Source organism: Microbulbifer rhizosphaerae, assembly GCF_014191725.1.
Classification (GTDB): Bacteria; Pseudomonadota; Gammaproteobacteria; order Pseudomonadales; family Cellvibrionaceae; genus Microbulbifer; species Microbulbifer rhizosphaerae.
Genome location: NZ_JACHWZ010000011.1, coordinates 77,658 through 89,731 on the forward strand (window position 1 = coordinate 77,658; position 12,074 = coordinate 89,731).

8 protein-coding genes are annotated in these 12,074 nt (G+C 58.8%); all 8 read right to left on the reverse strand.

The window, feature by feature from the left end; genetic code table 11:
- Positions 1-388 precede the first annotated feature (388 nt).
- The 8 genes from FHS09_RS12665 to FHS09_RS12700 all read right to left on the reverse strand — a co-directional run bounded on the left by FHS09_RS12665 (position 389) and on the right by FHS09_RS12700 (position 11,288).
- The gene (locus FHS09_RS12665) at positions 389-1,186 is read right to left on the reverse strand and encodes a hypothetical protein (protein WP_183460445.1); all 798 of its coding nucleotides are present in this window, start codon (positions 1,184-1,186) and stop codon (positions 389-391) included.
- Positions 1,183-1,830 carry a hypothetical protein gene (locus FHS09_RS12670; protein ID WP_183460447.1) on the reverse strand — a complete coding sequence of 216 codons (648 nt, stop codon included), beginning with the start codon at positions 1,828-1,830 and terminating at the stop codon, positions 1,183-1,185. Before FHS09_RS12670 ends, FHS09_RS12665 begins: the two co-directional genes overlap by 4 nt.
- 51 nt (positions 1,831-1,881) lie before the next feature.
- A complete protein-coding gene (locus FHS09_RS12675; RefSeq protein WP_183460449.1) occupies positions 1,882-3,465 on the reverse strand; it encodes a sialidase family protein in 1,584 nt (527 codons plus the stop codon).
- A gap of 175 nt (positions 3,466-3,640) precedes the next feature.
- On the reverse strand, positions 3,641-5,566 hold the full coding sequence (locus FHS09_RS12680; RefSeq protein ID WP_183460451.1) for a hypothetical protein: 1,926 nt from the start codon (positions 5,564-5,566) through the stop codon (positions 3,641-3,643).
- Between the two features lie 256 nt (positions 5,567-5,822).
- Entirely contained in the window at positions 5,823-7,628 is a 1,806-nt protein-coding gene (locus FHS09_RS12685; protein WP_183460453.1) for an endo-1,3-alpha-glucanase family glycosylhydrolase, read from the reverse strand.
- A 231-nt stretch (positions 7,629-7,859) separates the two neighbouring features.
- Complete coding sequence (locus FHS09_RS12690) at positions 7,860-8,732, reverse strand: peptidoglycan-binding protein (protein WP_183460455.1); 873 nt, start codon at positions 8,730-8,732, stop codon at positions 7,860-7,862.
- Positions 8,733-9,053: 321 nt separating this feature from the next.
- The gene (locus tag FHS09_RS12695) at positions 9,054-10,145 is read right to left on the reverse strand and encodes a glycoside hydrolase family protein (RefSeq protein WP_183460457.1); all 1,092 of its coding nucleotides are present in this window, start codon (positions 10,143-10,145) and stop codon (positions 9,054-9,056) included.
- Positions 10,146-10,322: 177 nt separating this feature from the next.
- A complete protein-coding gene (locus FHS09_RS12700; protein WP_183460459.1) occupies positions 10,323-11,288 on the reverse strand; it encodes a glycoside hydrolase family 6 protein in 966 nt (321 codons plus the stop codon).
- Positions 11,289-12,074 lie beyond the last annotated feature (786 nt).

A 12,074-nucleotide genomic window follows, 5' to 3' on the forward strand; every position in this document is an offset into this window, starting at 1 on the left:
AAATTATCCTGGCGCGCCGCCTCATCAGCCAATGCCGCGTGCCGGCATCCGCCAACGCAGCACTTACCCTCGTAATTCAAAGCATCAGGCTGCAGTCTTCGGTGAGGCCCGGCTACTTCTTGGGCAGGTAGGCCGGGAGCCTGGCCGACGGCCTGGAAACATCGTAGACCACCGGGGAGATATTCTCGATTTCATTGATAATTCTGACCGCCATGGATGACGGGAATGCGAGCCAAATTGCTTGGAGTAATTTGAGCTGCGAAGCTGCCCAACGGGCTGGGCGCATGGATGTGCCCATTACAAATGTAGGAGTTCTGCCTGGCGGTCACAGCAGGCTCCTACAAGAAGGGTTCGGCTTAATTCAGTGCCACTCGGGAAAGGCAACCGCTCACCCGCCGGATTGGCGCAACCGGAACTCGCGAAGATTGGATTTCAAAGCCTTGGCTCGCTGGGAATTCTGGGGCAGCTTTTCGGCCACCTCCTCAAACGCTTGAAGATTCTGCGGGCTCAAGTGAGGCAGGATATTCAGGGCCACTTCCTGGGCGACGAACAGGCTGCCGGTTTGCAGGGATTGCGCCAACAACTGATCAACCTGGGGCTGTAAGTCCGGGTAACGCTGCAGCTCTTTCATAGCCTGGTTCACGATCTTGGCGTCGTAGCTGCTCTCCAGGGCCTCTATCAGCACCAGGGCATTGTCTCTATTGGGGGCTTGCATGCTCATCAGATCAATGGCTGCCTCCTGCACGAAGCCATCCGGATGGTCGAGAAAGGCACGGGCCATTTCGGCGCTTTCTCCGTCAAAGTAGTCATTCTCGCGGTGAAAATCGGCATAGGCCCGCAACTTCTCGGCCAGCATTTTTCCCTGCAGAATATCGGACGCCCGCGGATCGCTGAGATTCTGCGGGCAGCTATAGGTCTGATGGCAGTTGGCCAGCTCCACTATCTGTCTGTGCAGGAGGCCTCTTTCCTGCCTGGACTGGTCATCGAGGCTTTGGCGCTGCACCCTGGGCTGGTCCAGGGTCAATTCTTGTGGCGTTGGCTCGCCCGACAGAGAGGCGGGCCGGTCGGCTTCACCCGGTTTTTCTTCCGCCGTGGCTGGCGCCGGGGCCTGCTGTTGCCCGAATTCCGCGGTCAAAAGTAGTGCACCGACCAGCGCCAACATAACCGCACTGAGCAGGTATTTCATGGTTTATTCCTTGCCATCTGGCGATCAATGGCTTTTTTAAGGGCGCGGGCCTTGGCACTGTTCTCAGGTAACTGCCCGAGCAGTTGTTGATAAAAGGGCAGGTTTTCCGCCGTCAGGAACGGTTGAATGTGTTGCGCCAGCACTTTGGCGGCATTAAAACTGCCCCGCTGCAAAACATCAGCAAAAGCGCCGTCAATCTCCTGTCGCAGGTGTGGGTAACGCTGCAGTTGAACCAGCAGCGGAACCAGCAGTTGTTTATCTTTGACGTCGGGCAGTACGGTCAACAGTTGTTCGGCTGTGGCGTCATCGGCACTCATTTCCGCCAGTATCTGTACCGTCTTCGTCTGTACAAACTCGTTGGGGTAAATCAGGTAGTGATGCAACAGCGCGCGGCTTTCGTCACTGACCCCAAACTGTCGCTGCCATTCCGCCAGTTTGTCCAGCTCTTCATTGATTTGTTCCCCCAACAGATAAAAGCTGTTGCGGGGATTGGTGAGGTCTTGCGGGCAACTTTGGGTCTCTTCGCAATTTTCCAGCTGTGCCAGTTGTTCTTTGATGGAGTGCCACTGCTGCTCGGCAGTGGTCTCTCCCAGAGCCGGTACGCTAATCACCAGAGCAATTATCAGACTGTAAACTTTTTGCATGGTCAATCCCGTTTTGGAAGGCAATTCCCTTTGCCTTTTACCAATTCTAACTCAGTCACAATGCTGGTAGAGGCTCTCCCAGGAACTACTACCGATTGACCCGCCCCATTTGACACAGGAACCGGGAGCGTGTTTTTTGACTGGTCCGGCAAAGTAACTGAAGTTGCCGGAATCGGTTGCCTTAGTCCCTCCTTCCACTTGCAGGGAGGCCGACACAGCCGATGGTGTTCCCACATTTGACGCCTTCATCGTCACAACGCAGTTGTAGCCGTTGCTTGAGTTGTACAGAAGGTAGATGCGTCCACCAGTGAGCGCGTGGGAGTTGATTGCCGAGTAACCACTGCCACAAGCTTCTTCGGGTGTATAGGGGTTTGGGCTGCCTCCCTCGGTCCCGCCGTTCAGGATCCATGGCAGGTTGAACTTGCGGAATGCGATCGAGCGGTGCGAGGTAGCACTGCTGTGGGTGTTCTCGTTGACCTCGATCAGGGCACCGACGGCGAAGTCGGCTGTCTTGGCCATGCTGGAATAGCCACCCTCGGCCCAGTTGCCGTCTCCCAGGCCCCGCCAGGAGGGTAGCGGCGCGTCGCTCAGCGGGCGTGAGATCGGCCAGGTCTTTCCCCCGTCGTAGCTGATCCGCACTCGCATCTTGGTGCGGGTCACCGTGCTGGCCGAGTTCAGGAATATGATCCGGGCCGGCGAGTCGCGGTTGTAACGCAGGATCGACCCTTGCGAGCGCGGATCCAGCAGCGTCGAGTCGGGCGCATAGGTGTCGAAGCCGCCTTCGATGGTGCCGCGCGCAACCCAGCGGCGCTTGCCCCTCTCCCACACCGAGCCGCCCGCGCGATCATTGCGCATCAGCCTGCCGTCCATCAGCTCAACCACGCTGCCCTCACCGGTGACCTCCTGGTAACCGCCGGTCGAGGCATCGATGATGCGCTGCACCTTCCAGGTGGCGCCGTTGTCGTCGCTGTAGATGTTGCGGTGGCTCGCCGGGATGACCAGCCGACCATTGGACATCTGGATGCCCACGCCCGGTCCCATCGCGTCCCATGCCCAGGTGGCACCGTTGCTGCGTGTCCTCGGCTTGAGGGCCGCCGTCATGTCCGCCGGCTTGCTCCATGTCCGGCCGTCGTCGGTGCTGCGGGAGACGTACACCTTGCGGTGGCTCCATGCGGTGATCTTGGTCGTGCCGTCCTTGCCGCCCAGGCTGTAGCCGGCCGGATTCCAGGACATGAAAACCCAGATGGTGCCCGTCTGCCGATCGGCGACGGCCGTGGGGTTGCCCCAGGTGCCCGGGCCGGCACCGACCACCTCGTCCAGCGCGGACCAGGTGGCGCCGTTGTCGGTAGAGCGTTTGAAGAGCACGTTGATGTTGCCCCAGTCCCGGTTGTTGGACGCCCGGCCTTCGACGAAGGCGATCAGTGTGTTCTCCTTGGTACGCACCAGGGATGGGATGCGGAACGAGTGGTAGGTAATGCCGTTCAAGCGCTCGCCACCGCCACCGTCGAACAGCAGCTTCTCGCTGTGCGCTGGGCCGGCATTCGCCGCCTGGGCCACGGTCGCGCCTACCAGACCCGCCAGCACGCCGGCGCAGGCCATCAGAACGGATCTCCTGCCGATCTTTATATGCTTCATGGTTTTTATCCTTAGGATGTGATGGGAATTCGGCAAGCGCTCAGCCGGCTGCTCTGCAGAGCTTTTACCAGCGCCACCGCAATCACGCTGAGCAGGTATTTCATTGTTTACTCCTTATGGAAGTAGCTGGTCCGGTCGCAAGCAAAATCGCGTCCGGACCAGCGGCATTTCTAACTCAGTCGCAATGCTGGTAGGAGCTCACCCAGGAGCGACTACCGATTGACCCGCCCCATTTGACACAGGAACCGGGAGCGCGTTTTTTGACTGGTCCGGCAAAGTAACTGAAGTTGCCGGAATCGGTTGCCTTGGTCCCTCCTTCCACTTGCAGGGAGGCCGACACAGCCGATGGTGTTCCCACATTCGACGCCTTCATCGTCACCACGCAGTTGTAACCAGTGCTCGATTTGTACAGCAGGTAGATGCGCCCACCGGTGAGCGCGTGCGAGTTGATTACCGAGTAACCACTGCCGCAAGCTTCTTCAGGTGTATATGGATTGCTTTCGACTTCGTCATACGGAACGATCCAATCCTGCAGCGTCATGCCATTCAGTACCTTGCCACCGTAGATATATCCGGTTTTGCCGCCGTAGCTGACCTCGTAATAGACGTCGTTATCGGTTCCCTGAATAACAACGGAAATTACAGACAGTATTTCATCTGTGGGCACCAAGCCGATCAAGTTGCCCGCCGGTACATCGCGCAGGTTGATGCCGGAGGACGGGACGACCTGTATCTGGTCGCCGGCCAGGGGAATGAAAACCTCACCCAGTCCACTGTGACTGGCTCTGGTGGTCCAGCTTGTGTGGTCACCGGCCTCGCCAGCGTAGATATATCCGAGCTTTCCGTTTTCGCTGATCAGGTAATAGCGATGCTGCGCGTCGATATCGTCGACCACATAATCCAGCACCTGGTAGACCTTGCCCGGCTGGGAGGTAAAACCCAGGGCACTGCCGCCCGGGGTGGCACGCACGTTAATCTCAACCTCCGAAGTTATGGATTGCCCAACCATAGACAGACCGGTCACAGCACCGGCGAAACAGGCGTGCTTTTCATGCACCGTTTTACCGTAAGCGTCGGTCACACTGGCAGACGGCGACAGAGAGCCGCCAGTGGATGCACCGTACTGAATATTCAGACAGAGCATATCCACCGCTTCGGCAACGCACTCGAACGCATTATTTTCAAAGCGGCAGGCCTCGCCGGAGGCCAGGTTGATTTGCCGCCCGGGCCAGTTGGCCGGATCGTCGGCGTCCACGGGCTCTACCGCGGCACAGTCGGCATTTCCCTCCATAAAACAGGGAATATCCAGTGTCGTTTCGTGGTCCCTGTTGCTGATATAGTTCAACCAGGTCCGGCTATCGTATTTGTCGGCATAGCCGATATCGTTCCGCGCCCAGGGATCGTTGGGATTGGTCCAGCGGCAGATCTTGCTGGCGCCGCCGTTATACACCGAGTAGGCGCTGCGCGCGCGATTCCGCCAGTTGCTGGGGCTACTTACGCAGGAGGCGTTGGCGGCGTCTTGCCAGGCATCGTAGAACAGCTCCATACCATAGATGATATTCTCGAAAATATGCCACCCTTTGCCCTCTTCCAGCTTGGGAAAATGCCAGCGGTCGTCAATCTGCACCATACCGTGGCCGTGGCCGGAATCGCCTCGGACCATTTTTATATTGTCGTCGGTAGCCTCGCGATAGTGGGTCCAGAAGGTCTCCTGGTGGGCCTTGGCGAAATTGGCCCGCTGCCAGGCGGCAACCTCGGCCCCGCTGGCAGAGGGCTTGCGGGCCAGCAGGTAGTATTCCACCGAGTCCCGCAGCATTGCGTGGACTTCCAGCATATAGCGCTGCCTTTCCGTGGAGCGGGTGACATTATCGTCGAAAATCACGGGAACGAACTGGTCGATCACATAGGCGGGATCGCCCCAGGGATCGACGTCACAGGCGGCGGGCACGCGGCCAAAGTTCCACTCACCTCCGACCCGGTTGTTACACAGGTAGTAATCGGGCGTGTCAGCGGGCGCTGCCAGGCTGAAGGGACAATACAGCCCCAACAGACAGAACAGCAATGCCGCCACTCGGTTAATACTCGTTATCATTCTATCCATGGTTTCGCTCTTTTTATCTGGTTTTATACTAATGGGACAAGTAAGTATCGAGACATGCGAAATTCCATTTTTCAGGCCACAAATCTGCGTTTAAACCGTAATCATGTCCGGCTACTTTGGTTCTTATTAGTAAGACTGTTCAATTGTTGAAATAACGGGAAAACTGATCCGCTGTCGGTTTCACGAACCCCCTCAACACGGAAGCAGCTGGTCCAATCGCAACCAAAATCGCGCCCGGACCGGCGACACTGCTAACTCATTCACAATGCTGGTAGGGACTCTCCCAGGAACTACTACCGATTGACCCGCCCCATTTGACGCAGGTACCGTGCGCGTGTTTCTCGACTGGTCCAGCGTAGTAACTGAAATTGCCGGGATCGGTTGCCTTAGTCTCTCCCTGCACTTGCAGGGAGGCCGACATAGCCGACGGTGTTCCCACATTCGACGCCTTCATCGTCACCACACATTTGTAGCCGCTGCTCGAATTGTGCAGAAGGTAGATGCGTCCACCAGTGAGAGCGTGCGAGTTGATTACCGAGTAACCACTGCCGCAAGCCTCTTCGGGTGTATAGGGGTTGCCTCCGCTTGCATCGCTGTCTTTAGTGGCCCAGTACAACAGGTCTTGGGAGACGAAGTCGTCTGTGACCTCCCACGGCGAGGACACCGCCACGGTTTCGGTACCGTCGCGCGTCACCACCGCGCTGTGGAACCCGTAATCGAGTTCGAACAGTTCGGCGTTCACACCGGCCGGTGCCGGGTAGTCGTACGGGCTGCCGCCGATCGACACATCCACGACCGCGTTGTCGGTCAGGAAGGTCAGCACCTCCACGGTGTCGCGCGGCGTGCCGCCGTTGCGGCGGACGGTCTGGAACTTCGTCTGCGGTCCCGACGTTGGCCGCGCGTGGGCAAACTGCTTGCGGTGGGTGAGATAGAGGGTGTCGCGCTGGATTTCGGGCGGCTGCCCGGTCTTAAACCAAGTCAGATAGTAGGAGGCGAGATCCAGCCAGACGCCGTCGCTGGCCACCGACGGTGAGACTTGGTGATTTTCCGAGTAGTCGTTCCAGGTCATCAACTGCACCCAGTCGGCGCCGCCGGAGATGGCCGCCTCCCAGCCTGCGCGGAAGTTTTCGGTGTTGTTGGCCTCGTAATAGTTGCCCTGGTTGGGCCGCGTATCCTGGGGAGCCAGGGTCGGCATGAAGATCAATCCGGCATCCTGCACCCTGGCGATCTCGGACGGAATACTCGCCTGGCCCGCGGGCGCGCCGTGGCTGCCCTCCGACATGCCGTAGCTGATGGACTTGTAGGCATCGAGGTTACTCAACCCGCCGTGCTTGACGTCGTGAAGATTGAGGAACATCGGCACGAACGCGACCTCCTCACCGTGCTCGTCGGCCATAATGGACATGAACTCCGACCACCACTGCGGACTGCGGTTGGAGGCTTTGAACGGGGCCACCACCAGCCTGCCGTCGTCCAGCCGATATACCGCGTCGTATGCGGCCAACTCGGCGACGGCTGCGGCCAGTCCGGCGGCGTCGGTGCGCCGGATGGTCCCCGCGTTCATGTCGGGCATGAGCACGATGTCGAAGCCGTCGTCCACCATGGGCGCAGCGGTGAGCAGATCGTTCATCGCCCGCCAGTGGTAACTGGACCGGTTGATGCTCAGCATGTCCAGGGTGAAACCGTCCAGCCCAGCCTCGTGGGCCCGCGTCACCTCCGTGACTTTATCGGTCAACTCCCAGTTACCCGACAGCGGCTCGCGCGGTAACGGTCGGTCCCGGAGAAACCCGCCGTAGGCGGCGTGGATGCCGCCCTCGCCTTCCGGGTTCAGGTAGTTGCGGGTGTAGTAGTCGGATTCCGCCGGCCGATTGTCGATCGAGATGCGGAACTGCGTGAAGTAGTGGGCGAAGACCTTGCGGTCCGATGCCTGCAGTACCTCGGCCGACGGCAGATCGAAGGGCAGCACCTGCTCGTCGGACTCACCCGAGCCCACTGCCGCGCTGGTAGCCAGTGCCAGGATGGCTCCAATGGTCAACGTCGTTTTCCATGAACGCAATCGCATACACATTTCCTCTTGAACAAAGGTTGGGAGGGTTGGACGTATTCGTTGGCGTACTTGCCACAGGATGCGTGATGGGCCATGCGTAAATTCTGTAACCGATTGCTTCACCAAAGGCAGGTCGCGTTGAAAAAGCCTGGATTAGCGCTGCTACTCCTGCGCTTTTTCGCCTGGAGCCTGTGGCTGTGTGTTTTGGTTACCTTATTTATCGCATGGCCGACCAGTACGATCGACCTAACGTCGGGACTGCTCCCACCAGGTGAAGCTGCTCCGATAACTCGACGGCGTGTTATCACCAGCGTGACCGCGTAATCCATTCCTGCCGAAGTAGTAGTCATGTACCTGCGCTTGCGCCGTCCTGGACATGTCCGTGTCCGCTACCGCAACCGCGTGAATATGGTAGGCGAAGCCCTGGGCTGGTGTGCGTAGCCAAGCCGCGAATCCAACGTCGCGCAAAGCTTTGACTGTCTTCCAACGCTGGGTCGCAGACATTCCACTCACACTGATGTCAACTACTCCGCCTCCATCGTGTGTACCGGCGGAACCGGGATTTGACGAGGTATAGGAACCTTGGGTGAGAACCAAACTCCAGGAAACCTTGGCATCGGCCGCAGCCAGCATACGCTTGGTGCGGGTATTGACGCGCTTGCCGCCGTAGCTTTCCCAACGAGATCCAGTATTGATCACGCGGGTTACGTTAAAGCGGCCGCTGCCGAGCTGCCTCAAGGAGGTTGGCCCGGGCAATCCGTTAGCATCGAGGCCTGAATAACCCAGATTTCTTTGCCATTGGGCGTAGGCCGAGATCGTTGACGATCCGAAGTGCCCGTCAACATAGCGCGAGCTCAGCAGCCCCTTAGCGCTCAAGGCCCGCTCCACACTCTCAACGTGCGCTCCGGCTCCGGGTGTGATTCCGGTGCCGGACTTTGGCGGATCGACCATGGCGGCTACAACCAGTCGTTCCATATTGACGGTGGTTTGAGCTGAAACTGCTGGCGGTATCAGTACTGATAGCACCGTGACGGCCCCTGTAACCATAAGGGTAAGGGCGCGTAGCTGAATCTGACGGCGAGTGAGAAGCGTTGGCTTGTCTGAGGAATGCTTTGACATGACAGTGTATCCTTTCTTATGAATATTTTATGCCGAACAAACTACATCTAACGAATATTTTATTATCGTGATTGTCTTTCAGGCACTTGTCAAGTTTTGGGACTACGGATTTTGGCAGGAAGGTCGAAGGTGTTAATCAGTTCAAATTCGAGTCTTTGTTACGGGCGGCAACCGTCACCTAGGCACCGGGGGGGGGGCGTGGGCGACGATCGAGTAGGCGCCGTCGTCGAGGGGCTCGATCTCGAAGAAAACTGGGTCTCGACGAAATCGCACTCGTATCCGGCGACGAGGTGGCCGGGCGCGGGTAGCCAAGCAGGCGTGTTACTGGTGGGTGGAGAACTCCTGGACCAATGGCAGGTACTCGGTGGGGTGGCCGCCACCGGCCTGATCGGTGGCCGTCCAGATACAGGGCAGCTCAGACTGGCACTCCGGGCCCCACAGCAGTGCGACCGCGGCTCCACCATCGCGCATGCCCTCGATAGCGGCGCGCAGCAGGCCCACCGTACTGGCCTCGCTGCCGGCCCTCTCCGGAGCGTAGAACTCCGACCACCACACCGGCAACTCGGTGCGATCGGTAATCCATTGGGTGATAGCCTGGAACTTTTGGTAGGTCTCCACTTGTGTCGGATGGTATCCATCATTTGTCGATGACCAAGTGTCGACGGTGAAGAACTCGCCGCCAACCGCGTTGGCCAGCCAGTACTCCATGGCGTTCAGGTCACGCTGATCGACCGTTCCCCAGGACCCCTCCAGGTCCGAGCAGTCGTGCGTACAGTAGGTATAGGTGTTCAGCGACAGGTACGGGCCGCCGAGCTCGGCGTCCGGGCGCACCTCCTTAACCGCCGCGTACACCTTGTTGTACAGCTCGGTGTATCCCTCGTAGTCCCACCGATTGGCCTCGTTGTTCCAAAAGCCCTTGAATTCATTCCAAACCTGGAAGTACGTAACTTGCGGATACCGCTGCGCAGCCTCGGCGGCCAACTGCGCGTAATCGCCGTAGAACTGCGGTTGGGGAGCCTCGTATTTGTCCGGCCAGTCCTCGCCACCGGGCGTCATCCACCCGGGCGCGCAGCACAGTGTGATCACCGGGGTGCCACCGGTTTCCTCAATGAGTTCGATCCGCTCGTCCAGGCTCTGCCAGTCCCGCTCGTCGGAGTGCTGCTCCGGCCACGGATTTACGGCGCCGAAGCCCATCAGATGCTGGTTCTGCAGCGGACCGACGCTGCTGAGGATCCGCTTGGCATCTGCCACGGCCTCCTCGTCGCCCCACCAGTCGGCGCTGTGCCGCTCATGTGTGACTCCGAGCTGGAATTCCGCGGCCGTGGTGTCCGGCGCGTCGGTCGGACCGCCGGCGAACACCGGAAGGCTCAGCATGACCGCTAGAGAAAATAAGGAAATAGGTAGAAGTTTCATCAGCTTTAACCTTCTCAATTTAACTACTCACCCTATGTAGGAGCGGTCCGGCCGGGAGCGGCCGTTGGCCGCGATCAATCTCGCCGGTAGCCCACCATCAATCGCGGCCAACGGCCGCTCCTACATCGCTTGGATCAATTTAGGGGGTGAACCGCTCGGATCCTGTGAGAGCCGGAGCTATTCGTCGTACTCGCCCGTTATGAGGGCCATGGCCAGCTTCTCGCTGAACTGTCCAGCGGGGATGCCCTCGCCGTAGTTGCAGCTGCCGTCGGAGTCACCGGGGACCTTCAGCCACAGCACCGCGTCGGCCGGGCCTTCGGGGGTATACCTGGAGTGCTTGCCCAGCCTGGCGCCCCTGGGATTGCACCAGTTGTTCTCGCTGGTGTCGGTCTTGCCGGCGCCGTTGCGGCTGGTGTCGACCACATAGCCGGCCCTGGTGCCGAGGAAGTAGTTGATGGTTCCGGCCCGGTCGTAGGACTTGTAGGTCTCGTAGTGGTTGGAGACATTGAGGGCGAAGCCGTCGATCTTATCCACGCCGGCCTCCTGGAGGGCGGCGGCGATGGAGGAGGCATCGCCGGGCCATTCGGCGTTGCCCGCGTCAAGGTAGACCTGGGCGTTGGTCGCCTTGGTGGCCAGGGAGTTCACCGCGTAGGCCAGCAGTTCCTGGCGGGCGGGCTTGTCGATGTTGCCGCACACCAGGTATTGGGTGAGGGCGTCCGGTTCGAGGACGACGAGGGCCTTGCGGTCGCCGATAGCCGAGGCGAAGTCGTCGATCCAGGCCTTATAGGATTGCTTCGAACTCGCACCGCCGTTGGACTCGCCGCCGCAGTCGCGCTGGTACATGTTGTAGGCCACCACGATCGGGATCTGTCCGGCCGCCGCGGCGTCGGAGACGTACTCCCCAACCGGTTGCACGTCCCACGGCTGGTCGTGCTGGGTGCCGTACCACTTGCCGCCGGCCTGTTCGGCAATATAAGTCTTGATGGTCTCGGCGTTGGCGCTGCCGCCGTTCAGCCCCACCCACTTGTAGGCGTTGGAGCCGGGGTCGGTGTAGAACTCATTGACCGCCTGCGAGGTGTCGTTTGAATGAGATTCTCCTGCGAATACGCTAAGGAAAATTAACAATAGAATAGAAATTTTCATTTATTCACCTGTGTGCGTAACGCCCGGTTTTTTTTGGGGCGGACTTGGAGCTGCGAAGCAGCGGAAAGGCCGTCCCGGCCCCGAAGGGGCGACAACAGCCGTTTGTTAGTGCGTCTTATGCACGCCCAACAAATTTCGAAAGCGGTTCGCCAAGGATGCCAGGAATAGTGCGATACGAGGCCTCCCAGATCCCCTTTACCTATTGACGGTGGCTTGAGCTGAGGCTGTGGACGGTATCAATACTGATGGCACCGTGACGGCACCTGTAACCATAAGGGCGCGCGACAGAATCTGACGGCGAGTGAGAAGCGTTGGCTCGTCTGAGGAATGCGTTGACATGACGGTGTATCCTTTTTTAGGAATATTTTATACCGCATAGATTATTCTGAACGAATATTTTATCATCGTGATTGTCTTTCAGTCACTTGTCAAGTTTTTGGACTATGGATCTTGGCAGGAGGGGTGAAGGTGTTAATCAGTTCAAATTCGAGTCGAGGTCACCGTACCCAATTAGCATGGGGCATAACGGCCTCTCAGAAAGCCTCTGGGAGGCTTTCTTGCATTTCGATGAATCTGAAGTCCGGACAGAGGAAGGGTTTCTGGATTGGATGGCGCTCCCGCACCATGCCTCAGCTGTCGCTGTTCTAGCTACGACGCTGTTGAGTTAAGACTTGGCACCCTTCTGTAGGAGCCTGCTTGCAGGCGAACAGGAACGGAGCTCCGCAGTCGTTCGCCTGCAAGCAGGCTCCTACAAAAGTGGCTTGTCCGGGTCAATGGCGCGAAAAT